At 70.0% G+C, this 22,879-nt stretch carries 29 protein-coding genes; 27 read left to right on the plus strand and 2 right to left on the minus strand.

The window, feature by feature from the left end; genetic code table 11:
* Positions 1-6: 6 nt before the first annotated feature.
* The 7 genes from AU196_RS08470 to AU196_RS08495 all read left to right on the plus strand — a co-directional run bounded on the left by AU196_RS08470 (position 7) and on the right by AU196_RS08495 (position 5,528).
* Positions 7-852, plus strand: a complete 846-nt coding sequence (locus tag AU196_RS08470) for a sugar phosphate isomerase/epimerase family protein (RefSeq protein WP_059094664.1) — start codon at positions 7-9, stop codon at positions 850-852.
* Between the two features lie 31 nt (positions 853-883).
* Complete coding sequence (locus AU196_RS08475; RefSeq protein ID WP_059094665.1) at positions 884-1,732, plus strand: thioesterase family protein; 849 nt, start codon at positions 884-886, stop codon at positions 1,730-1,732.
* Positions 1,733-1,780: 48 nt separating this feature from the next.
* The gene (gene proC, locus AU196_RS08480) at positions 1,781-2,653 is read left to right on the plus strand and encodes a pyrroline-5-carboxylate reductase (protein WP_157546159.1); all 873 of its coding nucleotides are present in this window, start codon (positions 1,781-1,783) and stop codon (positions 2,651-2,653) included.
* Positions 2,654-2,791: 138 nt separating this feature from the next.
* Positions 2,792-3,055, plus strand: coding sequence for a helix-turn-helix domain-containing protein (locus tag AU196_RS08485; RefSeq protein ID WP_059094667.1), 264 nt, complete (start codon positions 2,792-2,794; stop codon positions 3,053-3,055).
* Positions 3,056-3,205: 150 nt separating this feature from the next.
* Positions 3,206-3,307 carry a 30S ribosomal protein bS22 gene (locus AU196_RS25060; protein WP_003402602.1) on the plus strand — a complete coding sequence of 34 codons (102 nt, stop codon included), beginning with the start codon at positions 3,206-3,208 and terminating at the stop codon, positions 3,305-3,307.
* A 49-nt stretch (positions 3,308-3,356) separates the two neighbouring features.
* On the plus strand, positions 3,357-4,430 hold the full coding sequence (locus AU196_RS08490) for an SDR family oxidoreductase (RefSeq protein ID WP_059094668.1): 1,074 nt from the start codon (positions 3,357-3,359) through the stop codon (positions 4,428-4,430).
* A gap of 33 nt (positions 4,431-4,463) precedes the next feature.
* Positions 4,464-5,528 carry a lysophospholipid acyltransferase family protein gene (locus AU196_RS08495; RefSeq protein WP_059094669.1) on the plus strand — a complete coding sequence of 355 codons (1,065 nt, stop codon included), beginning with the start codon at positions 4,464-4,466 and terminating at the stop codon, positions 5,526-5,528.
* A gap of 16 nt (positions 5,529-5,544) precedes the next feature.
* Here AU196_RS08495 and AU196_RS08500 read toward each other — a convergent pair whose 3' ends face one another.
* Both AU196_RS08500 and AU196_RS08505 read right to left on the minus strand, forming a co-directional pair.
* Positions 5,545-6,078 (minus strand): FAS1-like dehydratase domain-containing protein, encoded by a 534-nt coding sequence (locus AU196_RS08500; protein WP_059094670.1) that lies wholly within the window; start codon positions 6,076-6,078, stop codon positions 5,545-5,547.
* Between the two features lie 46 nt (positions 6,079-6,124).
* On the minus strand, positions 6,125-7,027 hold the full coding sequence (locus tag AU196_RS08505) for an HAD family hydrolase (RefSeq protein WP_059094671.1): 903 nt from the start codon (positions 7,025-7,027) through the stop codon (positions 6,125-6,127).
* Positions 7,028-7,065: 38 nt separating this feature from the next.
* Between AU196_RS08505 and AU196_RS08510 the strand changes: the two genes are divergently transcribed.
* The 20 genes from AU196_RS08510 (at position 7,066) to ccsB (ending at position 22,750) form a co-directional block, all read left to right on the plus strand.
* A complete protein-coding gene (locus AU196_RS08510) occupies positions 7,066-7,332 on the plus strand; it encodes a glutaredoxin family protein (protein ID WP_059094695.1) in 267 nt (88 codons plus the stop codon).
* A 90-nt stretch (positions 7,333-7,422) separates the two neighbouring features.
* Positions 7,423-8,766: a glutamyl-tRNA reductase gene (locus tag AU196_RS08515; protein WP_059094672.1), complete on the plus strand. Its 1,344-nt coding sequence runs from the start codon at positions 7,423-7,425 to the stop codon at positions 8,764-8,766.
* Positions 8,767-8,790: 24 nt separating this feature from the next.
* Positions 8,791-9,714 (plus strand): hydroxymethylbilane synthase, encoded by a 924-nt coding sequence (hemC, locus tag AU196_RS08520; protein ID WP_197415733.1) that lies wholly within the window; start codon positions 8,791-8,793, stop codon positions 9,712-9,714.
* A 24-nt stretch (positions 9,715-9,738) separates the two neighbouring features.
* Positions 9,739-11,400: a bifunctional uroporphyrinogen-III C-methyltransferase/uroporphyrinogen-III synthase gene (locus tag AU196_RS08525; protein ID WP_059094674.1), complete on the plus strand. Its 1,662-nt coding sequence runs from the start codon at positions 9,739-9,741 to the stop codon at positions 11,398-11,400.
* A gap of 2 nt (positions 11,401-11,402) precedes the next feature.
* Complete coding sequence (gene hemB, locus AU196_RS08530) at positions 11,403-12,374, plus strand: porphobilinogen synthase (RefSeq protein ID WP_059094675.1); 972 nt, start codon at positions 11,403-11,405, stop codon at positions 12,372-12,374.
* On the plus strand, positions 12,371-12,781 hold the full coding sequence (locus tag AU196_RS08535) for a hypothetical protein (RefSeq protein ID WP_059094676.1): 411 nt from the start codon (positions 12,371-12,373) through the stop codon (positions 12,779-12,781). Before hemB ends, AU196_RS08535 begins: the two co-directional genes overlap by 4 nt.
* Positions 12,782-12,802: 21 nt before the next feature.
* Positions 12,803-13,249, plus strand: coding sequence for a hypothetical protein (locus AU196_RS08540; RefSeq protein WP_059094677.1), 447 nt, complete (start codon positions 12,803-12,805; stop codon positions 13,247-13,249).
* Positions 13,246-13,716, plus strand: a complete 471-nt coding sequence (gene mce1N / locus AU196_RS08545) for a transport-regulating membrane protein Mce1N (RefSeq protein ID WP_059094678.1) — start codon at positions 13,246-13,248, stop codon at positions 13,714-13,716. The genes AU196_RS08540 and mce1N overlap by 4 nt, the downstream gene beginning before the upstream one ends.
* Positions 13,713-13,961, plus strand: coding sequence for a hypothetical protein (locus AU196_RS08550; RefSeq protein ID WP_059094679.1), 249 nt, complete (start codon positions 13,713-13,715; stop codon positions 13,959-13,961). Before mce1N ends, AU196_RS08550 begins: the two co-directional genes overlap by 4 nt.
* Positions 13,962-14,001: 40 nt before the next feature.
* Entirely contained in the window at positions 14,002-14,862 is an 861-nt protein-coding gene (locus tag AU196_RS08555; protein ID WP_059094680.1) for an oxygenase MpaB family protein, read from the plus strand.
* Complete coding sequence (locus tag AU196_RS08560; RefSeq protein WP_059094681.1) at positions 14,846-15,439, plus strand: TetR/AcrR family transcriptional regulator; 594 nt, start codon at positions 14,846-14,848, stop codon at positions 15,437-15,439. The genes AU196_RS08555 and AU196_RS08560 overlap by 17 nt, the downstream gene beginning before the upstream one ends.
* Before the next feature lie 46 nt (positions 15,440-15,485).
* Positions 15,486-15,845: a hypothetical protein gene (locus AU196_RS08565; protein WP_059094696.1), complete on the plus strand. Its 360-nt coding sequence runs from the start codon at positions 15,486-15,488 to the stop codon at positions 15,843-15,845.
* Between the two features lie 34 nt (positions 15,846-15,879).
* Positions 15,880-16,371, plus strand: a complete 492-nt coding sequence (locus tag AU196_RS08570) for a pyridoxamine 5'-phosphate oxidase family protein (protein ID WP_059094697.1) — start codon at positions 15,880-15,882, stop codon at positions 16,369-16,371.
* Between the two features lie 27 nt (positions 16,372-16,398).
* The gene (locus AU196_RS08575; RefSeq protein WP_059094682.1) at positions 16,399-16,800 is read left to right on the plus strand and encodes a nitroreductase/quinone reductase family protein; all 402 of its coding nucleotides are present in this window, start codon (positions 16,399-16,401) and stop codon (positions 16,798-16,800) included.
* A gap of 57 nt (positions 16,801-16,857) precedes the next feature.
* Complete coding sequence (gene hemL / locus AU196_RS08580) at positions 16,858-18,174, plus strand: glutamate-1-semialdehyde 2,1-aminomutase (RefSeq protein ID WP_059094698.1); 1,317 nt, start codon at positions 16,858-16,860, stop codon at positions 18,172-18,174.
* Complete coding sequence (locus AU196_RS08585) at positions 18,171-18,782, plus strand: histidine phosphatase family protein (RefSeq protein ID WP_059094683.1); 612 nt, start codon at positions 18,171-18,173, stop codon at positions 18,780-18,782. The genes hemL and AU196_RS08585 overlap by 4 nt, the downstream gene beginning before the upstream one ends.
* Positions 18,783-18,814: 32 nt before the next feature.
* Positions 18,815-19,390 (plus strand): TlpA disulfide reductase family protein, encoded by a 576-nt coding sequence (locus tag AU196_RS08590; protein WP_157546168.1) that lies wholly within the window; start codon positions 18,815-18,817, stop codon positions 19,388-19,390.
* Positions 19,387-20,166: a cytochrome c biogenesis CcdA family protein gene (locus tag AU196_RS08595; RefSeq protein ID WP_059094685.1), complete on the plus strand. Its 780-nt coding sequence runs from the start codon at positions 19,387-19,389 to the stop codon at positions 20,164-20,166. The genes AU196_RS08590 and AU196_RS08595 overlap by 4 nt, the downstream gene beginning before the upstream one ends.
* Positions 20,166-21,776 (plus strand): cytochrome c biogenesis protein ResB, encoded by a 1,611-nt coding sequence (gene resB, locus AU196_RS08600; RefSeq protein WP_059094686.1) that lies wholly within the window; start codon positions 20,166-20,168, stop codon positions 21,774-21,776. The genes AU196_RS08595 and resB overlap by 1 nt, the downstream gene beginning before the upstream one ends.
* On the plus strand, positions 21,773-22,750 hold the full coding sequence (ccsB, locus tag AU196_RS08605) for a c-type cytochrome biogenesis protein CcsB (RefSeq protein ID WP_059094687.1): 978 nt from the start codon (positions 21,773-21,775) through the stop codon (positions 22,748-22,750). Before resB ends, ccsB begins: the two co-directional genes overlap by 4 nt.
* Positions 22,751-22,879 lie beyond the last annotated feature (129 nt).

The following is a 22,879-nucleotide window of genomic DNA, read 5'->3' on the forward strand; positions in this document are numbered from 1 at the left end:
CACCCTGTGCGCCCCGCGATCAAGGTCGGTCTGTCCACGGCCTCGGTCTATCCGCTGAGGACCGAGGCCGCCTTCGAGTACGCCGCCCGCCTGGGCTACGACGGCGTCGAACTGATGGTGTGGGCCGAGGCCGTCAGCCAGGACATCGACGCCGTGGCGAAATTGTCCGCGCAATACGGGGTGCCGGTGCTGTCCGTCCACGCGCCCTGCCTGCTGATCTCCCAGCGGGTGTGGGGCGCCAACCCCATCCCCAAACTCGACCGCAGCGTCCGCGCCGCCGAACAACTGGGCGCGCAGACCGTCGTCGTGCACCCGCCGTTCCGCTGGCAGCGCCGCTACGCCGAGGGGTTCAGCGAGCAGGTCGCCGAACTGGAAGCAGGCAGCGACGTGATGGTCGCGGTGGAGAACATGTTCCCGTTCCGCGCCGACCGGTTCTTCGGCGCCGGCCAGACGTCCATCGAGCGCATGCGCAAGCGCGGCGGCAGGCCCGGACCGGGGATCTCGGCGTTCGCGCCGTCCTACGACCCGTTGGACGGCGATCACGCGCACTACACACTGGACCTGTCCCACACCGCGACGGCGGGCACCGACGCCATCGAGATGGCGGAGCGGATGGGAGACGGGCTGGTGCACCTGCACCTCGCCGACGGCAGCGGCGCCTCGGCCGACGAGCACCTGGTCCCCGGCCGCGGTACTCAGCCCACCGCGGAGGTGTGCCAGATGCTGGCCAACGGCGACTTCAACGGCCATGTGATCCTCGAGGTCACCACCTCCGGGGCGCGCACCGCCAACGAGCGTGAGGCGCTGCTGCGCGAATCGCTGCAGTATGCCCGGGCACACCTGCTCCGCTGATCCGCGGCGCCGACCGAAAAGGAACTCGCACATGTCCGGTTCGACCCTGTTCACCGATGCGATGGCGCTCACGGCGCTGGGCGACGGCGTGTACAGCGGTGAGCTCAACGAACACTGGACGATCGGGCCGAAGGTGCACGGTGGCGCGATGCTGGCGTTGTGTGCGAACGCCGCCCGCACCGAGCACGGCGTCGGAGGGCACGAGCGGAGCGACCCGGGATATCACAGCGGCGTGGAGCCGATCGCGGTGTCCGCCAACTTCCTGTGGGCGCCCGATCCGGGGGAGATGCACGCCGTCACGACGGTGCGTAAGCGCGGCCGTCGGGTGAGCCTGATCGACGTCGAGTTGAACCAGGGGGACAGAACCGCCGTGCGGGCCGCGATCACCCTCGGCGAACCCGAACACGACGTCCCGCCCCTGCTGTCGGTCAACCCCGTCGTGCCGCTGATGACACCGGAGCCGCCGCCCGGGCTGGCGCCGATCGGGCCGGGCCACCGGATGGCCGACATCGTGCACCTCGCGCACGGCTGCGACATCCGGCCCTCGCTGACGACGATGGAGCCGCGCTCGGACGGCGGGCCACCGGTGATCGAGTACTGGGTGCGGCCACGCGACGCCGCGCCGGACGTCCTGTTCGCGCTGCTGTGCGGCGATGTGTCGGCCCCGGTGACGTTCGGGGTCAACCGGTTCGGCTGGGCGCCCACCGTACAGCTGACGGGCTATCTGAGGGCCCGCCCGGCCGACGGGTGGCTGCGGGTCATCTGCACGACGACGCAGATCGGTCAGGAGTGGTTCGACGAGGACCACGTCGTCGTCGACTGCGAGGGCCGGATCGTCGTGCAGACGCGGCAGTTGGCGATGGTGCCCGCCGCGCAGTGACGCGCGCCGGATGAGGACGGCCCCGCCGGACGTGCAATGCTTTGGCCCATGGCCAGAATCGCGATCATCGGTGGCGGAAGTATGGGTGAGGCGCTGCTGTCCGGGCTGCTCCGGGCGGGCAGGCAGGTCAAGGATCTGGTGGTCGCGGAGAAGCATCCGGACCGCGCAAAGTTCCTCGCCGACAAGCACTCGGTGCTGGTCACCTCCGTGGTCGAGGCCACCGACAACGCCAACTACGTCATCGTCGCGGTGAAGCCGGCCGACGTCGAGCACGTCATCGACGACATCGCCGAAGCCGCCGCCAACGCCGAGACCGACACCGCCGAGCAGGTCTTCGTCACCGTCGCGGCCGGTGTGCCGACCGCCTATTACGAGAACAAGCTGCCCGCGGGCGCACCGGTGATCCGCGCGATGCCCAACGCGCCGGTGGTGGTCGGCGGGGGAGTCAGCGCGCTGGCGGCCGGCCGGTTCGCGACCGCCGAGCACCTGCGTGAGGTCTCCGCGATCTTCGACTCGGTCGGCGGGGTGCTGACGGTGCCGGAGTCGCAACTGGACGCGGTGACCGCGGTGTCGGGCTCCGGGCCCGCCTACTTCTTCCTGATGGTCGAGGCGTTGGTCGACGCCGCGGTGGCGAGCGGGCTGTCGCGGACGGTGGCCACCGATCTGGTCGTGCAGACGATGGCCGGTTCGGCCGCGATGTTGCTCGAGCGTCTCGACGAGGCCCAGCCGGTGGGCGATGCGGCCATGGGAACGGCCATGGACACCACGGCGGCGCAGCTTCGCGCTACGGTTACCTCACCGGCCGGTACCACCGCCGCTGGACTGCGAGAACTCGAACGCGGTGGTTTGCGGGCAGCGGTGGCCAATGCGGTGGAAGCCGCGAAAACACGCTCTGAGCAGCTAGGAATTACATCAGAGTAGTTCACCGATTTCCGACGGATTAGCCCACACCCGTCGCAGTAACCCCACACGCCACGCTATTCTCCTCGTGTATGCACGGGTCGGTGCCAGCGGTGGGGAAGCCGCTGGAACTGCCCGCGCCTGATGGATTGGGTTGCGATGACGTCTATGAACGGGCCATCGGCACGTGATTCGGCTGGCGGTAAGCGGGACGGTGCCGGCTCCGGTGCCGACGGCCAACAGCCACGGGCTCAATTCCTCACGGTCGCCGAGGTGGCGAGCCTGATGAGGGTCAGCAAGATGACGGTGTATCGCCTCGTGCACAACGGTGAGCTGCCCGCGGTGCGGGTCGGCCGGTCGTTCCGGGTGCACGCCAAAGCCGTCCACGACATGTTGGAGAGTTCGTACTTCGACGCGGGCTGAGACGCCGGCGGAGCGGGCCGGCCGGTACCGACGTTTTCGTTCACCTGCGCCCCTTGGGTAAGGTGTCCGGGTTGGACGTCAATCCGGACGTCGGGCCGATCCTCGGGTCGGGCCCCGGGTCGGACCGAGGAAATCTAGGTAGCGGAGTTCATGGGTTCAGTCATCAAGAAGCGGCGTAAGCGCATGTCGAAGAAGAAGCACCGCAAGCTGCTTCGCCGGACACGGGTGCAGCGCAGAAAACTCGGTAAGTAACCTCTCGGCCGTCGCCCAGGTGGCTCTCAGCCGCAGCCGTTAGGCTGACGTGGTGGATTCGAGCACCTCGGGCGACGTCGGCTCGTACCCGAAGGTGGTCCTGGTCACCGGGGCGTGCCGGTTCCTCGGCGGTTATCTCATCGCGCGGCTGGCGCAGAACCCCTTGATCAACCATGTGATCGCGGTCGACGCGGTCGCACCGAGCAAGGACCTCCTGCGGCGGATGGGCCGTGCCGAATTCGTCCGCGCGGACATCCGTAACCCGTTCATCGCCAAGGTGATTCGCAACGGCGACGTGGACACGGTGGTCCACGCCGCTGCCGCGTCGTACGCGCCGCGAGCAGGCGGCCGGGCCGCGTTGAAAGAGCTCAACGTGATGGGGGCGATCCAGCTCTTCGCGGCGTGCCAGAAGGCTCCCTCGGTGCGCCGGGTCATCCTCAAGTCCACCTCCGAGGTGTACGGCTCGAGCCCGCGTGATCCGGTGATGTTCACCGAGAACAGCGATGCCCGCCGGCCACCAGGCGAGGGTTTCGCCCGCGACAGCATCGACATCGAGGGCTACGCGCGCGGTCTCGGCAGGCGCCGCCCCGACATCGGGGTGACCATCCTGCGGCTGGCCAACATGATCGGTCCTGCGATGGACACCGCGCTGTCGCGGTACCTGGCCGGACCGGTGGTCCCCACGGTGCTCGGACAGGATCCACGCCTGCAGCTGCTGCACGAACAGGACGCGCTCGGTGCGCTGGAGCGCGCCACGATCGCGGGGAGATCCGGCACGTTCAACGTCGGCGCATCCGGAATCATCATGATGAGCCAGGCGATTCGGCGCTCGGGGCGCGTCGCGCTGCCGGTGCCGCGGTCGGCTCTGTCGCTCGTCGACTCATTGCGGCGGGCAACCCGATACACTGAGCTCGATCGGGAACAGCTGAACTATCTGAGCTACGGCCGGGTCATGGACACCACGCGGATGCGTGACGTCCTCGGATACCACCCGAAGTGGACCACGGCGGAGGCATTCGATGACTACGTACGTGGTCGCGGATTGACGCCCATCGTCGATCCACGATGGGTACGGTCGATGGAAGGCCGAGCCGTGGCGGTGGCGCAGCGGTGGGGACGTTAGAGAACACTGACGGATCGGTGGGGTGAAGAGTACGTGTCAGGCGAGTCGAAAGCCAAAGTCATTCCGCTGCACGGGAATTCAGGGCGGAACGCGGCGAGACGGGCCGCCCAGCGTGCGGACAGCGCCCGTCGTCATCCCTCTCTTCTCACCGACCCCGGTAGCCGGGCCTCGGCCGAGCAGATCGCCGCGGTGGTGCGCGAGATCGACCAGCACCGCACCGGCGGCGCAGGCGGGGCCGCGGTGGAGGAGACCCCCACCGAACTCGCCAAACGCATCGCGGCGCTCGCCGATTTCGTCCGCAAGCGGATGTCCGGCGACTACACCGTCGACGAGTTCGGCTTCGATTCCCACCTCAACAGCACCGTGTTCCTGCCGATCCTGCGGGTGCTGTTCAACTCGTGGTTCCGCGTCGAGGTCAGCGGTGTCGAGAACCTGCCCGCCGAGGGCGCCGCGCTCGTCGTCGCCAACCACGCCGGGGTGCTGCCGTTCGACGGGTTGATGACATCGGTCGCGGTGAAGGACAGGCATCCCGCGCACCGCGACCTGCGGCTGCTGGCCGCCGATCTGGTGTTCGACCTGCCGATGGTCGGGCAGGCCGCGCGCAAGGCCGGCCACACGATGGCGTGCACCTCTGACGCGCACCGGCTACTGGCGGCAGGTGAGCTGACCGCGGTGTTCCCCGAGGGCTACAAGGGGCTGGGCAAACAGTTCAAGGACCGCTACAAGCTGCAGCGGTTCGGCCGGGGCGGCTTCGTCTCGGCGGCGCTGCGCACCAAGGCCCCGATCGTGCCGTGCTCGATCGTCGGGTCCGAGGAGATCTACCCGATGATGGCCGACGTCAAGTTGCTGGCGCGGCTGCTCGGCCTGCCGTACTTCCCGGTGACCCCGCTGTTCCCGGTGGCCGGTCCGCTCGGTCTGGTGCCGCTGCCGTCGAAGTGGCACATCCAGTTCGGTGAGCCGATCTCCACCGAGGGCTACGACGAGTCCGCCGCCGACGATCCGATGGTGACGTTCGACGTGACCGACCAGGTCCGCGAGACCATTCAGCAGACGCTCTACCAGCTGCTGGCCGGCCGACGGAACACGTTCTTCGGCTGAGCCCGCGGGGCCGTGCTCACTTGGCGTTCTGTCCGGACACCATTTTCGCGATCGCGGCGTCGCGGCGTGCCTTGATGGTGGCGCTGATCTCGTCGGCCTCGCTGTCGTGGGCGGCCTCGCCGATCACGGTCACGACGCTGGTCAGCACGGGTTCGCCGGCCTCGTCGCTGACCTCACCGCGCACCTCGGTCACGACGGTGCCGTGCGCCTCGATGACCGAGTCCAGGTAGGAGTCGAAGAACAGTTTGTCGCCGGCCAGGATCGGCCGGTGGAAGGTGATCTTCTGGTCGCGGTGCAGCACGCGCTCCATGTTGATCGGCACGTCGAACTGGTTGAAGATCTCGGCCTGCACCTTGCGTCCCGCCACCGCGAGGAACGTCAGCGATGCGATCAGCGCGTCGTAACCGGACTCCTTGGCGGCCGCTTCGTCGTGGTGCGCCGGATGCTCGTCCTTGACGGCGCGGGCGAACTCCCGGATCTTCTCCCGGTCCACCTCGAAATAGTCCGGATACCGGTAGTGGGTGCCGATGATCTCTTCAGCGATGGCCATGGCTTCGCGTACTCCCCGCGTCGACGTGCTTGGCGGCGCGAGCCTATCAGCGCCACCCGGTACGGCCGTCCTGGCGGCGCGACACCACGGCCGCCAGCGCACCGCCCAGCGCGCCCAGGGCCACCGCCGACGGCACCCCGATGCGCGCCGCTTTGCGGGCGGTGCGGAAGTCGCGGATCTCCCAGCCCCGCTCGCGGGCGAGGCTGCGCAGCGCGGCGTCCGGGTTGATCGCCACCGCCGTGCCGACCAGCGACAGCATCGGCACGTCGTTGTAGCTGTCCGAGTAGGCCGTGCAGCGGCGCAGGTTGAGCCCTTCCCGGATGGCCAGCGAACGGACGGCGTGCGCCTTGCCGGTGCCGTGCAGGATGTCGCCGACCAGCCGGCCGGTGAACACCCCGTCCACCGATTCGGCGACCGTGCCCAGCGCGCCGGTCAGGCCCAGCCTGCGGGCGATGGTCGCGGCGAGCTCATAGGGCGTCGCAGTCACCAGCCAGACCTGCTGGCCGGCGTCGAGGTGCATCTGCGCCAGCGCACGGGTGCCCGGCCAGATCTTGGAGGCGATGATCTCGTCGTAGATGTCCTCGCCGAGGGCGACGAGTTCGGCGGTCGAACGGCCCTCGATGAACGACAGGGCCTTGGTCCGCCCGGCCGCCACGTCGTCGCTGTTCTCCCGACCGGTCAGCTGGAACTTGGCCTGCGCGTACACGAAGCCCAGCACGTCGCCGTAGGTGAAGTACTTCCGGGCGGCCAGGCCGCGCGCGAAGTGCACCAGCGACGAACCGTGCACGAGGGTGTTGTCCACGTCGAAGAACGCCGCGGCGGTCAGGTCCGGCGGCGGCGCGGGTGGCGCCGGGACGGATTCGGTCGCCAGATCCGTGACCGCGGCCTCGGCGCTGGCGTCCCCGGCGATCTGTTGCCGCGCGGCGTGCGTACCCCCGGTTTCGGACACGGCTCAACCCTAGGACACCGGCACCGGATACTGGGGTGGTGGACTACGACGGGACGCAGCACGCGGTCGAGTTGCTGACGCGCGACGGATGCAGCGTGTGCGAACAGGCGGCCGCCCGGCTGGCGCACCTGTCCGGCGAACTCGGCTTCCGGCTGACCGTCACCGACGTGGACGCGGCGGCGGCCTCGGGGAACACCGCGTTGCGCGCGGAGTACGGCGACCGGCTGCCGGTGGTGCTGCTCGACGGCGCCGAACACAGCTACTGGGAGGTCGACGAACCGCGGCTGCGCGCGGATCTGCAGTGACAAACCGGGCTCGTGGTGACAAAGATGACTAGGTGAAATTTGGTCGGCACGCTTGTGAACGATTACCGTGGATGACGTGGTGATGAAGCCATGAGCGTGCTGTTGTTCGGGGTTTCGCACCGCAGTGCCCCGGTGTCGGTCCTCGAGCAGTTGAGCACCGAGGAGTCCGACCAGGCCAAGATCGTCGACCAGGTGTTGCAGTCGTCGCTGGTGACCGAGGCGATGGTGCTGTCCACCTGCAACCGCGTCGAGGTCTACGCCGTGGTCGACGCGTTCCACGGCGGGCTGTCGGTCATCGGGCAGGTCCTCGCCGAACACTGCGGCATGTCGCTCAACGATCTGACCAAGTACGCCTACGTGCGTTACGCCGAGGCCGCCGTCGAGCATCTGTTCGCCGTCGCGAGCGGACTGGACTCCGCGGTCATCGGTGAGCAGCAGGTGCTGGGCCAGGTCCGTCGCGCGTACACCTCCGCCGAGGCCAACCACACCGTCGGCCGCACACTGCACGAGCTGTCGCAGCGCGCGCTGTCGGTCGGCAAGCGCGTGCACTCGGAGACCGGGATCGACGCCGCGGGCGCCTCGGTCGTCTCGGTGGCGCTCGACATCGCCGAGGGCAAGCTCGGCTCGCTGGCCGGCCGCACCGCCGTGGTCATCGGCGCCGGGTCCATGGGCGCGCTGTCGGCCAAGCATCTGGTCCGCGCAGGCATCGAACGGGTGCACGTGGTGAACCGGTCGCTGCCGCGCGCCCGCCGCCTGGCGCAGAACCTGCTCGATCAGGGCGTCACCGCCGACGCGCACACCCTCGACGACATCGCCCGTGCGCTGGCCGACGCCGACGTGGTGGTCTCCTCCACCGGTGCGGTCCGGCCGGTGGTGTCGCTGGCCGACGCCCACCGCGGGCTGACCGGCCGTCCGGAGCACCGCCAGCTGGTGATCTGCGACCTGGGCATGCCCCGCGACGTCGAACCGGCCATCGCCGGGCTGCCCGGCGTCAACGTCATCGACATGGAGCGCATCCAGCGCGAGCCCTCGGCGCGCGCGGCGGCCGCCGACGCCGACGCCGCCCGCACGATCGTGGCCGCCGAGGTCGCGAACTACCTCGCCGGCCAGCGGATGGCCGAGGTCACCCCCACCGTCACCGCGTTGCGGCAGCGGGCCGCGGACGTGGTCGAGGCCGAGTTGCTGCGCCTGGACAACAGGTTGCCGGGGCTCGACGCCGCCCACCGCGACGAGGTTGCCAAGACGGTCCGCCGGGTCGTCGACAAGCTGCTGCACGCCCCGACCGTGCGCGTCAAACAGCTGGCGAGCGCGCCCGGCGGTGACAGCTACGCCGAAGCTCTGCGCGAGCTCTTCGAACTCGACCAGCAGGCGGTCGACGCGGTGGCCGCCGGCGAATTGCCTTTGCTGCCCATTGATCTCGACAAGTCCGAGTAACGGTTGAACAACGCCGACACGCCCATCCGGATCGGCACCCGGGCCAGCCTGCTCGCGAGGACGCAGGCAGGCACCATCCGCGACGCGCTCGTGGCCAGGGGGCACCCCGCCGAACTCGTCTTCATCTCCACCGAGGGTGACCGCAACCAGGGACCCATCGCCGACATCGGTGTGGGGGTGTTCACCGCCGCTTTGCGCGAGGCGATCGCCGACGGCCGGGTCGACGCCGCCGTGCACTCGTACAAGGATTTGCCGACGGCGTCCGACGAGCGGTTCACCATCCCGGCGATCCCCCGCCGTGAGGACCCCCGCGATGCCCTGGTGGCCCGCGACGGGCTGGTGCTGGGGGAGTTGCCCGCGGGCTCCACGGTCGGCACGTCGAGCCCGCGACGGGCCGCGCAGCTTAGAGCACTGGGTCTCGGTTTGGAAATCCGCCCCCTAAGAGGCAACCTAGATACCAGGTTGAACAGGGTCGGCAACGGTGAGCTCGACGGCATCGTGGTCGCCCGGGCGGGTCTGGCCCGCATCGGACGGCTGGGCGATGTCACCGAGACTCTCGAGCCGGTGCAGATGTTGCCAGCGCCGGCTCAGGGTGCCCTCGCGGTCGAGTGCCGCGCAGGGGACACCGGACTGATCGCGCTACTGGCGGAGTTGGACGACACCGACACGCGCGCGGCAGTCACCGCTGAACGGGTCCTGCTCGCCGAACTGGAGGCGGGTTGCTCCGCACCGGTGGGCGCGATCGCCGAGGTGGTCGAGTCTATCGATGAGGACGGCCGCGTCTTCGAAGAGGTGTCGCTTCGCGGGTGCGTGGCGGCGCTGGACGGATCCGACGTGATCCGTGCGTCTGGCATCGGAACTCCCGGCCGGGCCGCAGACCTCGGGGTCTCGGTGGCCGCGGAACTGTTCGAACTGGGTGCGCGAGAGCTCATTGCGGATCACCACTGAGCTGTAGAGCGGAGTGAGCGACAGATGACTCGGCAGGAGAGCGGGCGTGGGCGCAAGATGAAGCCCGGCCGCATCACCTTCGTGGGCTCGGGCCCGGGCGACCCCGGCCTGCTGACCACACGGGCCCACAGTGTGCTCGTCAATGCCGCGCTGGTCTTCACCGACCCCGACGTTCCGGAGGCGGTGCTGTCCCTGGTGGGCGCGCACCTGCCGCCGCCGTCGGGCCCTGAACCGGCCGAGCCGGCCGACGGCGCCGACGAGCAGGCGGGTTCGACGATCCCCGGCGGCCCGGACATCCGGCCCGCGCTGGGCGACCCGGCCGAGGTGGCCAAGACCCTCGCCGGTGAGGCCAAACACGGCGTGGACGTGGTCCGGCTGGTGGCCGGTGACCCGCTGTCGGTCGACGCGGTCATCGCCGAGGTGAACGCGCTGGCGAAGAGCCACGCCAACTTCGAGATCGTGCCCGGCCTGCCCGACACCACCGCGGTGCCGACGTACGCCGGGCTGCCGCTGGGCTCCACCCACACCGTCGCCGACGTGCGCGGTGACGTGGACTGGGCGGCGATCGCGGCGGCCCCCGGTCCGCTGATCCTGCACGCGACCGCCTCGCATCTGCCCGACGCCGCGCGCACGCTGATCGAGTACGGCCTGGCCGAGACCACCCCGGCGGTTGTCACCGCCAACGGCACCACCTGCCAGCAGCGGTCCGTCGAGTCGACGCTGTCCGGCCTGATGGACAAGAACGTGCTGACCGGGCCGGACGCCACCGGTGCGCCCGCCGCGCCGCTGGCCGGACCGCTGGTCGTGACGCTCGGCCGGACCGTCGCCAACCGGGCGAAGCTCAACTGGTGGGAGAGCCGCGCGCTGTACGGCTGGACCGTGCTGGTGCCGCGGACCAAGGACCAGGCGGGCGAGATGAGCGAGAAGCTCGTCGGCCACGGTGCGCTGCCGATCGAGGTGCCGACCATCGCCGTCGAACCGCCCCGCAGCCCCGCGCAGATGGAGCGCGCGGTCAAGGGTCTGGTCGACGGACGCTTCCAGTGGGTCGTGTTCACCTCCACCAACGCGGTGCGCGCGGTGTGGGAGAAGTTCAACGAGTTCGGGCTCGACGCCCGCGCGTTCTCCGGTGTGAAGATCGCCTGCGTCGGTCAGGCGACGGCCGAACGGGTGCGCGCGTTCGGGATCAACCCCGAGCTGGTCCCGACCGGGGAACAGTCCTCGCTGGGTCTGCTCGACGAGTTCCCGCCCTACGACGACATCTTCGATCCGGTGAACCGTGTGCTGCTGCCGCGGGCCGACATCGCCACCGAGACGCTGGCCGAGGGACTGCGCGAACGCGGCTGGGAGATCGAGGACGTCACCGCCTACCGGACGGTGCGTGCCGCGCCGCCGCCGGCCTCGACCCGGGAGATGATCAAGACCGGCGGTTTCGACGCGGTGTGCTTCACCTCGAGCTCGACGGTGCGCAACCTCGTCGGTATCGCGGGCAAGCCGCACGCCCGCACGATCGTCGCCTGCATCGGGCCCAAGACCGCGGAGACCGCGGCCGAGTTCGGCCTGCGCGTCGACGTGCAGCCCGAGGTGGCCGCCGTCGGTCCGCTCGTGGAGGCGCTCGCCGAGCATGCCGCCCGGCTGCGTGCCGAGGGTGCGCTGCCGCCACCGCGCAAGAAGAGCCGCCGCCGCTGATCATGCGTCAGCGTCCGCGCAGGTTGCGTTCGACGCCGGCAATGCGCCGGTTGGTGGCGGAAACCTCCCTGGAGCCAAGGCATCTGGTGTTGCCGATGTTCGTCGCGGACGGTATCGACGAACCGCGGCCCATCTCGTCGATGCCGGGCGTGGTGCAGCACACCCGCGATTCGCTGCGCCGCGCCGCGGCCGACGCGGTGACCGCCGGGGTGGGCGGGCTGATGCTGTTCGGGGTGCCCCGCGACGAGGACAAGGATCCGCGTGGGTCCACCGGCATCGACCCAGAGGGCATCCTCAACGTCGCGCTGCGGGACCTGGCCGAGGATCTCGGCGACGACACGGTGATCATGGCCGACACCTGCCTCGACGAGTTCACCGATCACGGGCACTGTGGCGTGCTGGACGACCGCGGCCGGGTCGATAATGACGCCACCAACCAGCAGTACGTGAAACTGGCTGTGGCCCAAGCACAGTCAGGCGCCCACGTGGTGGGGCCCAGCGGCATGATGGACGGTCAGGTGGCCGCCATCCGTGACGGGCTGGACGCCGCCGGTTTCACCGATGTGGCGATCCTGGCGTATGCGGCGAAGTTCGCCTCGGCGTTCTACGGTCCGTTCCGCGAAGCCGTCGGCTCCAGCCTGCAGGGCGACCGGCGGACCTATCAGCAGGACAGCGGCAACGCCCGCGAAGCGGTGCGCGAGATCGAACTCGACCTCGCCGAAGGCGCCGACATCGTGATGGTGAAACCGGCCATGTCCTACCTCGACGTGGTGCGCGCATGCGCCGACATCTCGCCGGTGCCGGTGGCCGCCTATCAGATCTCCGGCGAGTACGCGATGATCAGCGCCGCCGCCGCGAACGGCTGGATCGATCTGCAGGCCTCCGCGCTGGAGGCGCTGGTCGGCATCCGCCGCGCCGGGGCGGACATCGTGCTGACCTACTGGGCGGCCGACGCGGCCGGCTGGCTGGCATGACCGAATCCACCACGAGGCCGCCCGATGTCGACACCGGGTTCTGGCTGTGGACGGCCGCGCTGCCGCTGCTGGTGATCGGATACCTGATCGACAACCTGCTGGCGCCCGTCGCGGGCGCGTCGCCGTTCATCAAGGGCATGGCGGTCATGATCGTCGTCGCCGTCTCGGCGATCGTGCTGACGTTCCTCATCCTGTTGCGGCAGGGCTATCGCTGGACCCGAACGCTGCTGACCGCGGGCGGGTTCGGATCGGTGGCCTACACCGTCACGAATCTGTTCACCGTCGAGCGGGAGTCGCCGGTCGCGGCGTTCGGCTACGCCGTCACCGCGATCATCGGTTCGGTCCTCATCGCCGGCGGCATCTTCCTGTTGCACCGCAAAGACGCCAACGCCTTCTTCACGCGGTGACCAGGCTAGGCTGACCCGACCATGACCGCTTCGCCACTACCGTCGCGGCCGCGCGTCGTCGACATCGCGTTCTGGGCACTGGTCGGCGGGGCCGTCCTGCTCATCGTCGGCGGACTGCTGGCCGCCACCGTCACCTTCGAGACCGCGCGATCGGCGATCGACTCCGACGTCAGCAACGAGTCGTTGCGCAGCTTCCTGGCCGTCCAGCGCGGTGTCGGCGTCGGCTCGGTGTTCGCCGGCGCGGCACTGGCGTTCGTCGCGGGCCGGGCCCGGCGCGGCGATCCGCGGTTCCGTCGCGCGACGGTCGCGCTGGCGCTCGCGATCGCCGTCGTGCTCGTCATGCTGGCCGCGGGCGCCGGAGTGGCGAACCTCGTGACGCTGCTGGCGCTGGTGCCGATCGCGGTCGGAACCGTGATGTTGACGCGGCGCAGCGCCACCGGCTGGTACGAGCAGGCCGGGTCCCGATGACCGGCCCGTCGACCGAGCGGCTGTTCTACGAGCCCGGCGCCAGTTGGGCGTGGCTGCTCGCCGGTCCCGCGGCGGGCGGCGCGATGCTGGCGATCCAGATCTCCGCCGGGTACGGGTTGCAGCCGTTGGTGCCGGGGCTGTTCCTGGTGCTGGTGTCGGGCTTCCTGGCCATCCAGATTAAGGCCGCGCGCATCCACACCTCCGTCGAGCTGACACCCCAGACCCTGCGCCAGGGCGCCGAGATCACCAAGGTGTCCGAGATCGTCACCGTGTTCCCGCCCCCGTCCGGCGCCGAGATGCAGAAGTGGCAGTCGGCCCGGGCGCTGGGCGAGCTGACCGGTGTTCCGCGCGGACGCACCGGAATCGGTCTCAAGCTGTCCGGCGGCCGCACGGCCCAGGCGTGGGCGCGCCGGCATGCGACCCTGCGCGAGGAGCTCGTCAGGCTCGTCGAGGACCGGGTGCCGTGAGCGCACGGACGCGCGCGCTGTTGGAACTGGTGCTGGCCGCGGCCGCGGCGCTCGGTTGCCTCGCGAGCTGGGCGGCGGCCGGCAGGCCGGCGACGGCGGCGCCGGTCCTGCCCGGAGAGCCCGAGACCGTCGTGACGGTGTACTCGGCGCCGCTGCTGGTACTGGCGCTGCTGCTGGCGACGCTTGCGGGAGTGCTCACCGTCGTGGCGGTGGCGCGGCTGCGGCGGAGTGAGCCTCGTCACTGACCTGTTGGTACAAAGTTCAAGATCTGTAACACTGTCTCTCATGACCGAACTGGCGCAGAACAACACCGACCTCGACGACGCGTTGCCGCTGGGGCCGCAGTCCCTGGTCTGGCGGTACTTCGGCGACAACCGGATGTACCTGATCGGACCCCGGCCCGCGGTTCTGCAGAACATGCTCGCCGAGCTCGGGCAGGGCGTCCTGGACCACTCGGTGTTCTTCTCCGACACCGCGGCGCGGGTCAAGCGGTCGCTGCCGCCGATCTTCATGACCGTCTACGGCTCCGACGACAAGAACGAGGGCTTCAACGTCCGCGACTTCCACCACGACATCAAGGGCGAGATGCCCGACGGCTCCCGCTACCACGCCCTCGATCCGGACACGTACTTCTGGGCCCACGCGACCTTCGTCGAGCAGGTGCTGTACTTCGCCGACACCTTCGTCAAGAAGTTGACGCGCGCGGAGAAGGAACAGATCTACCTGGAGTCGAAGACGTGGTACCGCCGCTACGGCGTCAGCGACCGGCCGATGCCCGCAACCTACGCCGAGTTCGAGAAGTACTGGGAGCGCATGCTCGACGAGACCGTCGTCGCCCACCAGACGGCCAAGTACGGCGTGGGATACGTGACCAAGGGCTTCCCGTGCCCGAAGGGTGTGCATCCGCTGGTGTGGCGGGTGCTGTCGGTCGGCTTCGATCCGCTCGCGGCGTTCCTCACGACCGGCGGGCTGCCGCCCCAGGCCCGGCGCCTGCTCGGCCTGCCCTGGAGCGAGCGCCAGGAGCGGCGCTACCAGCGCTTCGCCGCGTTCTGGCGGTCCCGCCCGGTGAACTGGGTGTGGGACCGGCTGCCGATGAGCGTCCGCTACAACAAGTACGCCCAACGCGGCTATGCGCACGCTGGATAGCGCCACCGAAGCAATCCTCGACGCGGCGGTCGTCGAGTTCGAACGGCACGGTTTCCGCCGGGTCGCCCTCGACGACGTCGCCCGGCGCGCAGGCGTCAGCCGCACCACCATCTACCGGCGGTTCGCCAACCGCGACGAACTGGTGGCCGCGGTGGTGGAGCGGGAGAACGTCGCGCTGTTCGCCGACATCGCGCTCGAGCTCAAGAAGGCGGGGCCGCAGGCGAACTACCACGTCGAGGCGTTCACGCTGTCGATCCTCAAATTCCGCGGACACCGGATCCTCAACGGCATGCTCGCCGAGGATCCCGGCTTCGTGCTGGCCCTCGCCCATCAGCACTGGGCGGCGGCCGTCGAGCGGATGGCCGAGGCGCTGCGGGTGATCTTCCCGGCCGGATTCGCCGAACGGATCGGTCCGCGGGCGGTGAACGAACTCGCCGATGTCATCCTGCGCTACGCCGCCGTGGTGCTGTTGCTGCCCAGCATGCAGCCGCTCGACACCGCCGACGATCTCCGTGCCTTCGCCACCCAGCACTTCCTGCCGAGCCTGCCCGCCGCACTGAGAGCTGTGCACGCGTAACCGACGTTCTGTTTCGTCGATCACACATTCGGTTAGTCGTATGCACATGAGCGACGACGACAAAGACGAAGAACAGACCGGAGCCGAGGCCAACGCCTCCCAGAAGGTGGCCGACGACCCCGACGCCAAGATCACCGAGAAACCGGAGATCACGGACAAGCACCGCGAAGCGGCCAAGGAGATGCGCAAGGAATACGAGGAGGAACGGCCCACGATCGTGATGCCGGGGACCGGCGGAACGGTCGCCGGCACCGCGGTCAACGACTGGGTCGACGAGAACGGCGAGCCGAAGTTCGGCAAGGACGAGGGCGGCGAGGACAGCGCCGACGGGGACGGCAACACCGCCGACACCGCCGACGACACGAAGGACGCGGAGACCGCGCAGGCCTCCTCCGACTCCAGCTGACCCGGTTCGGAGTCGCGCGCCTAGGGTGAACCGGGTGAGCACTCTGGACAGGACCGCGCCCGCGTTCGTCGAGATGGCGCACGCGATCGTGTGGGCGTCGGTCGCCACCGTCGACGCCAACGGACGCCCGCGCTCCCGCGTCCTGCACCCCATCTGGGAGTGGGACGGCACCGACCTGTTCGGCTGGATCGCGACCGTGCCGAGCCCGGTCAAACGCGCCCACCTGCAGGCGAATCCGTACGTGTCGATCAACTACTGGGCGCCCAGCCAGGACACCTGCAGCGCGGACTGCCTCGTCGAGTGGTACACCGACGACGAGACCCGCACCGCCGTGTGGGACAAGTTCGCCAACGGGCCCGCCCCGGTCGGATACGACCCCTACGTCATCCCGCAGTGGAGCGGCGGGCCCACATCCGACGAGTTCGCCGCGCTCCGGCTCACGCCGTACCGGCTGCGGGTGATGCCGGGCGCCGTGATGACCCAGGGCGTCGGCGAGGTGCTCTACTGGCGGGGCCGGTTGCCCTGACCGGGTCCGCGGACCCACACTTTTTCTATGGCGTACCTCGAACCGTCGTGGTTCACGCGGGCGGTGTTCAACCGCATCGTGAAGGTCACGGGTCTGAGCGGCGCGCAGACGCTGACGGTCGCCGGTCGGCGCAGCGGCCGCGCCCAAAGCGTCCCGGTCATCCCCGTCGACGTCGGCGGGCACAGGTACGTGGTCTCGACGCGCGGCGAGGCGCAGTGGGTCCGGAACGTCCGGGCAGCCGGGACGGTGACGGTCGGATCGACCGCGTACGAGGCGCGGGAGATCGCCGAGGACGAACGCCCCGTCGTCCTGGCCGCCTACCGCGAGAAGGCCGGGCGAGCCGTCGAGGGGTACTTCCGCCGGCTCCCGCACGACGCCGACCATCCCGTGTTCGCGCTCACCCCGGTGTCGGGTCCGAACCCGGTATGACCGGTCCCACTACACCCTGTAGTTGACGCGTCCGGCGCGGCTGGGACACTGGTGGTCATGGGTGCTGACCACACCGCGACCGAGAAGTCGGCGCGGCTGTTCGCCGATGCGTGCGCTGTCATCCCCGGCGGGGTCAACTCCCCGGTCCGGGCGTTCAACGCCGTCGGCGGTACACCGCGGTTCATCACCTCGGCCAACGGCTACTGGCTGACCGACGCCGACGGCAACCGCTACGTCGACCTGGTCTGCTCCTGGGGGCCGATGATCCTCGGTCACGCCCACCCGGCCGTCGTGGAGGCGGTGCAGCGCGTCGCGGCCGACGGCCTGTCCTTCGGCGCCCCCACCCCGTCGGAGACCGAACTCGCCTCCGAGATCATCGACCGCGTCGCGCCCGTGGAGCGTCTGCGGATGGTCAACTCCGGGACCGAGGCCACGATGAGCGCGATCCGGCTGGCCCGCGGGTTCACCGGGCGCCCCAAGATCGTGAAGTTCTCCGGCTGCTACCACGGCCACAGCGACGCGCTGCTCGCCGACGCCGGATCGGGTGTCGCCACGCTGGGGCTGCCGTCGTCGCCCGGGGTCACCGGCGCCGCCACCGCCGACACCATCGTGCTGCCCTACAACAGCGTCGACGCCGTCGAGGAGGTCTTCGCAGACGCCGGCGACCAGATCGCCGCCGTCATCACCGAGGCCAGCCCGGGCAACATGGGCGCGGTCCCGCCGGAGCCCGGCTTCAACGCCGCGCTGCGCCGGATCACCGCCGACCACGGCGCCCTGCTGATCCTCGACGAGGTCATGACCGGTTTCCGGGTCAGCCGGTCGGGGTGGTACGGCGTCGATCCGGTCGACGGGGACCTGTTCACGTTCGGCAAGGTGATGAGCGGCGGCCTGCCCGCCGCGGCGTTCGGGGGTCGCACCGAGGTGATGGAACGGCTCGCGCCGCTCGGCCCGGTTTATCAGGCCGGAACCCTGTCGGGGAACCCCGTCGCGATGGCCGCCGGGCTGGCGACGCTGCGCACCGCCGACCACGCGGTGTACGCCGCGCTCGACAAGAACGCCGACCGGTTGGCCGGGCTGCTCACCGAGGCGCTCACCGACGCCGGCGTCACCCACCGCGTCCAGCGGGGCGGCAACATGGTGTCGGTGTTCTTCACCGCCGAACAGGTCACCGACTTCGCCACCGCCCGGGCCAGCGAGACGTGGCGGTTCCCGCCGTTCTTCCACGCCCTGCTCGACGCCGGCGTCTATCCGCCGCCCAGCGCGTTCGAGGCGTGGTTCGTCTCGGCGGCCCTCGACGACGAGGCGTTCGACCGAATCGCCGCCGCGCTGCCCGGCGCGGCCCGCGCCGCCGCGGAAGCGACGAGGCCCGCATGACCGGGGACAAGACGATCGTGCACGTGATGCGGCACGGCGAGGTGCACAACCCGGAGGGCATCCTCTACGGCCGGCTGCCGGACTACCACCTGTCCGAACGCGGCCGCGCCCAGGCCGAGGCGGTCGCGGCCTGGCTCGCCGACCGCGACGTGGTCTACGTGGTGGCCTCCCCGCTGGAACGCGCACAGGAGACCGCAGGGCCGATCGCCGCGGCGCACGGGTTGTCCATCGACACCGACGACGAACTGATCGAATCGCTCAACGTCTTCCAGGGCAAGCGGGTCTCACCCGGCGACGGCGCCCTGCGCAACCCGGTCAACTGGCGTCACCTGCGCAACCCGCGCACCCCGTCGTGGGGTGAGCCGTACCGCGACATCGCTGCGAGGATGACCGCGGCGGTGGACCGGGCGCGCGAGAAGGCCGCCGGACACGAAGCGGTGTGCGTCAGCCACCAGCTGCCGGTGGAGACGCTGCGCCGGGCGATGACCGGCGCACCGCTGCACCACTTCCCGACCCGGCGGCTGTGCAACCTCGCCTCGGTCACCTCGTTCTACTTCCACGGTGACACCTACGTCGGGTGGGGTTACGCGGAGTTGTCCGGGCAGTGAGGCGGTGGTGGATCGTGCTGGCGAGCGTGGCGATGGTCGCGCTGGCCGGCTGCTCCACCGGTGACGACGCCGTCGCCCAGGGCGGCACGTTCGAATTCGTGGCGCCCGGCGGCAAGACCGACATCTTCTACGACCCGCCCGCCGACCGCGGCAAACCCGGCCCGCTGTCGGGCCCGGATCTGCTCGACCCGGCCAGGACGCTGTCGCTCGACGACTTCGCGGGCCAGGTCGTCGTGATCAACGTCTGGGGTCAGTGGTGTGCGCCGTGCCGCACCGAGATCGGCGAACTGCAGCAGGTGTATGAACACAGCCGACACTTGAACGTCGCGTTCCTGGGCATCGACGTGCGTGACAACAACCGCGACGCCGCCGTCGACTTCGTCCGCGACCGCGGGATCACGTTCCCATCGATCTACGACCCGCCGATGCGCACGATGATCGCGTTCGGCGGGAAGTACCCGACCACGGTCATCCCGTCGACCGTCGTGCTCGACCGTGAGCACCGCGTGGCCGCGGTGTTCCTGCGGGAACTGCTCGCCGAGGATCTGCAGCCGGTCGTCGAGCGGCTGGCCGCCGAGCCCGCCCCGGGGCAGGGGGCCCAGCCGTGACCGGGTTCGCCGAGATCGCCGCCGCCGGGCCGGTGGCGCTGGCGCTCGGCGTCTGCGTGCTGGCCGGTCTGGTGTCGTTCGCGTCGCCGTGCGTAGTGCCGCTGGTGCCGGGTTACCTGTCGTATCTGGCCGCCGTGGTGGGCGTCGATCCGGAGGCCGACGCGTCCGGCGCCGTCGCCGTGCGCACGCGACGTCTGCGCGTCGCCGGCGCCGCCGCGTTGTTCGTCGCCGGCTTCACCGCGGTGTTCCTGCTGGGGACCGTCGCGGTGCTCGGTATGACGACGACACTGATCACCAACCAGCTTCTGCTGCAACGCATCGGCGGCGTCGTCACGATCATCATGGGTCTGGTGTTCATCGGGCTGATCCCCGCGCTGCAACGTCAGGCCCGGTTCACCCCACGCCAGCTGTCCACCGTCGCCGGCGCGCCGCTGCTGGGTGCGGTGTTCGCGCTGGGCTGGACGCCGTGCCTCGGGCCCACACTGACCGGGGTCATCACGGTCGCGTCGGCGACCGACGGGGCGAGCGTGGCCCGCGGTGTCGCGCTGGTCATCGCCTACTGCCTGGGCCTCGGCATCCCGTTCGTCCTGCTGGCCTTCGGGTCGGCGCGCGCGATGCAGGGGCTGGGCTGGCTGCGCCGGCACAGCCGCACCATCCAGGTCTTCGGGGGAGTGCTGCTGCTGATCGTGGGCACCGCCCTGGTCACCGGCTTGTGGAACGACTTCGTGTCGTGGGTGCGGGATGCGTTCGTCAGCGACGTCAGGCTGCCGATCTGATGCCCCGCCCGGTCTCGACGCTGCTCGCCTACGCGCGCAACACCTGGCGGACGCTCACGTCGATGGGCACCGCGCTGGTGCTGCTGTTCCTGCTGGCGCTGGCCGCCATCCCGGGCGCCCTGCTGCCGCAGCGCAGCCTCAACGAGGCCAAGGTCGCCGAGTACATCGCCGACCGCCCCACGCTCGGCCCGTGGCTGGACCGCCTCCAGGCCTTCGACGTGTTCTCGAGTTTCTGGTTCACCGCGATCTACGTGCTGCTGTTCATCTCGCTCGTCGGCTGCCTGACACCGCGCCTGGTCGAACACGCGAAGAGCCTGCGGGCGGTTCCGGTGCCCGCCCCGCGGAACCTGGGCCGGCTGCCCAAACACCACACCGCCGAGGTCACGGGCGACCCGCAGCAGGTCGCGGCCGCCATGAGCGACGAGCTCAGGGGCTGGCGGAAGGCCACCCGCACCGAGGGCGAGACGACCGAGATCTCCGCCGAGAAGGGCTATCTGCGGGAGTTCGGCAACATCGTCTTCCACTTCTCGCTGCTGGGCCTGCTCGTCGCGATCGCCGCGGGCAAGCTGTTCGGCTACGAGGGCAATGTCATCGTCATCGCCGACGGCGGCCCCGGGTTCTGTTCGGCCTCGCCCGCCGCGTTCGACTCGTTCCGCGCCGGCAACACCGTCGACGGCACCTCGCTGTACCCGATCTGCCTGAAGGTCAACGGGTTCGAGGCCGATTACCTGGACAACGGTCAGGCCACCTCGTTCTCGGCGGACATCGCCTATCAGGCCGGTGAGGATCTGACGTCCGGGACGTGGCGGCCCTACGAGCTGAAGGTCAACGAACCGCTGCGCGTCGGCGGTGACCGGGTCTACCTGCAGGGCCACGGTTACGCGCCGACGTTCACCGTGACGTTCCCCGACGGGCAGACCCGCACCCAGACGCTGCAGTGGCGGCCCGACGACCAGACGACGTTCCTGTCGTCGGGCGTGATGCGGTTCGACCCGCCGGCGGGGACCTATCCCGACGCCGACGAACGCCGCGAGAACCAGATAGCGATCCAGGGCCTGTTCGCGCCGACGCAGCTGCTGCACGGCAGCCTGCTGTCGTCGAGCTTCCCCGAGATGCGCGACCCCGGCGTGGCGATCGACATCTACCGCGGCGACACCGGGCTCGACTCCGGCCGACCGCAGAACATCTTCTCGCTCGACGAGCGACTGGTCGGTCAGGGCCGCCTCACCCGGGAGGCGCGGGTGAACCTCGACGCCGGGGGTGAGACCCGCCTCGACGACGGCACCGTCGTCCGGTTCGACGGTGCGGTGCCGTTCGTCAACGTGCAGGTCTCCCACGACCCGGCCCAGATCTGGGTGCTGGTGTTCGCGATGAGCATGATGGCGGGCCTGCTGGTGTCGTTGATCGTGCGGCGCCGCCGGATCTGGATTCGGATCATTTCGGCACATCCGGGTACCGTTGGCGTCGAATTGGGCGGGCTGGCCCGCACCGACAACTCCGGGTGGGGCGAGGAGTTCGAGCGGTTGACGGTGCGGCTGCTGGCCGGCCACCCCGACGCTGGTCACACCGACACGCAAGCCGGCGCCGTGTCAGGAGAGAGAGTCACATGAACGGTTCCGATATCGACCTCGGTCTGGCCCGGTATTCCGACTGGGCGTTCACCTCGTCGGTGGTGGTCCTCGTCGCGGCGCTGCTGCTGCTCGCCGTCGAACTGGCCTACAGCCGCAGCCGCAAGGTCGCCGACCGCGAGCTGGTCGCCGCCGGAGCCGTCGGCGCCGACAGCGCAGGACCGGGCATCGTCGCCGACGTCCCCAGGCGCCCGCTCGGCGAGCGCATCGGCTCGTCGGGGATCGCGCTGGTGTACGTGGGCACGGCGTTGCTGCTGGCGTGCATCGTGCTGCGCGGCCTGTCCACCTCACGGGTGCCGTGGGGCAACATGTACGAGTTCATCAACCTGACGTCGTTCTGCGGTCTGGTCGCCGCGGCGGTGGTGCTGCGCCGACCGCAGTACCGCAGCCTGTGGGTGTTCGTCCTCGTCCCGGTGCTGATCCTGTTGACGGTCTCGGGCCGGTGGCTCTACTCCCACGCCGCCCCGGTGATGCCCGCCCTGCAGTCCTACTGGCTGCCCATCCACGTGTCGGTGGTCAGCCTGGGGTCCGGGGTGTTCCTCGTGGGCGGCGTCGCGAGCATCCTGTTCCTGGTCAAGATGTCGCGGTTCGGTCAACCCGACCACGACGGGCTGGTGTCGCGGGTCGTGCAGCGCCTGCCCGACGCGCAGACGCTGGACCGCATCGCCTACCGCACGACGATCTTCGCGTTCCCGGTCTTCGGGTTCGGCGTGATCTTCGGCGCCATCTGGGCCGAGGAGGCCTGGGGACGCTACTGGGGCTGGGACCCCAAGGAGACGGTGTCGTTCATCGCGTGGGTGGTCTACGCCGCCTATCTGCACGCCCGCTCGACCGCGGGCTGGCGGGACCGCAAGGCCGCGTGGATCAACGTGGCCGGGTTCACCGCGATGGTGTTCAACCTGTTCTTCATCAATCTCGTCACCGTCGGCCTGCACTCCTACGCCGGGGTCGGCTGATGGGTGACCACTCGGCGGGCGGCTTCAGGGCTCAACAGCGGTTCCGCGATCCGGCGGCCGACGAGCCGCAGGCGCCCCCGGAGTGGTCCGCCCCCACCCCGCCGACCGGCATCCCGGTCGTCGACCCGG

Origin of the sequence: Mycobacterium sp. IS-1742 (assembly GCF_001500125.1) — a bacterium.
In the GTDB taxonomy this organism is placed as follows: Bacteria; Actinomycetota; Actinomycetes; order Mycobacteriales; family Mycobacteriaceae; genus Mycobacterium.

Bases quoted from the DNA above. Each gene is read 5' to 3' on its own strand.
- AU196_RS08475 (WP_059094665.1), top strand. From the start codon at position 884: ATGTCCGGTTCGACCCTGTTCACCGATGCGATGGCGCTCACGGCGCTG.
- proC (WP_157546159.1), top strand. From the start codon at position 1,781: ATGGCCAGAATCGCGATCATCGGTGGCGGAAGTATGGGTGAGGCGCTG.
- AU196_RS08485 (WP_059094667.1), top strand. From the start codon at position 2,792: ATGACGTCTATGAACGGGCCATCGGCACGTGATTCGGCTGGCGGTAAG.
- AU196_RS25060 (WP_003402602.1), top strand. From the start codon at position 3,206: ATGGGTTCAGTCATCAAGAAGCGGCGTAAGCGCATGTCGAAGAAGAAG.
- AU196_RS08500 (WP_059094670.1), bottom strand. From the start codon at position 6,078: ATGGCCATCGCTGAAGAGATCATCGGCACCCACTACCGGTATCCGGAC.
- AU196_RS08515 (WP_059094672.1), top strand. From the start codon at position 7,423: ATGAGCGTGCTGTTGTTCGGGGTTTCGCACCGCAGTGCCCCGGTGTCG.
- AU196_RS08525 (WP_059094674.1), top strand. From the start codon at position 9,739: ATGACTCGGCAGGAGAGCGGGCGTGGGCGCAAGATGAAGCCCGGCCGC.
- hemB (WP_059094675.1), top strand. From the start codon at position 11,403: ATGCGTCAGCGTCCGCGCAGGTTGCGTTCGACGCCGGCAATGCGCCGG.
- AU196_RS08535 (WP_059094676.1), top strand. From the start codon at position 12,371: ATGACCGAATCCACCACGAGGCCGCCCGATGTCGACACCGGGTTCTGG.
- AU196_RS08540 (WP_059094677.1), top strand. From the start codon at position 12,803: ATGACCGCTTCGCCACTACCGTCGCGGCCGCGCGTCGTCGACATCGCG.
- mce1N (WP_059094678.1), top strand. From the start codon at position 13,246: ATGACCGGCCCGTCGACCGAGCGGCTGTTCTACGAGCCCGGCGCCAGT.
- AU196_RS08555 (WP_059094680.1), top strand. From the start codon at position 14,002: ATGACCGAACTGGCGCAGAACAACACCGACCTCGACGACGCGTTGCCG.
- AU196_RS08560 (WP_059094681.1), top strand. From the start codon at position 14,846: ATGCGCACGCTGGATAGCGCCACCGAAGCAATCCTCGACGCGGCGGTC.
- AU196_RS08565 (WP_059094696.1), top strand. From the start codon at position 15,486: ATGAGCGACGACGACAAAGACGAAGAACAGACCGGAGCCGAGGCCAAC.
- AU196_RS08575 (WP_059094682.1), top strand. From the start codon at position 16,399: ATGGCGTACCTCGAACCGTCGTGGTTCACGCGGGCGGTGTTCAACCGC.
- hemL (WP_059094698.1), top strand. From the start codon at position 16,858: ATGGGTGCTGACCACACCGCGACCGAGAAGTCGGCGCGGCTGTTCGCC.
- AU196_RS08585 (WP_059094683.1), top strand. From the start codon at position 18,171: ATGACCGGGGACAAGACGATCGTGCACGTGATGCGGCACGGCGAGGTG.
- AU196_RS08590 (WP_157546168.1), top strand. From the start codon at position 18,815: ATGGTCGCGCTGGCCGGCTGCTCCACCGGTGACGACGCCGTCGCCCAG.
- resB (WP_059094686.1), top strand. From the start codon at position 20,166: ATGCCCCGCCCGGTCTCGACGCTGCTCGCCTACGCGCGCAACACCTGG.
- ccsB (WP_059094687.1), top strand. From the start codon at position 21,773: ATGAACGGTTCCGATATCGACCTCGGTCTGGCCCGGTATTCCGACTGG.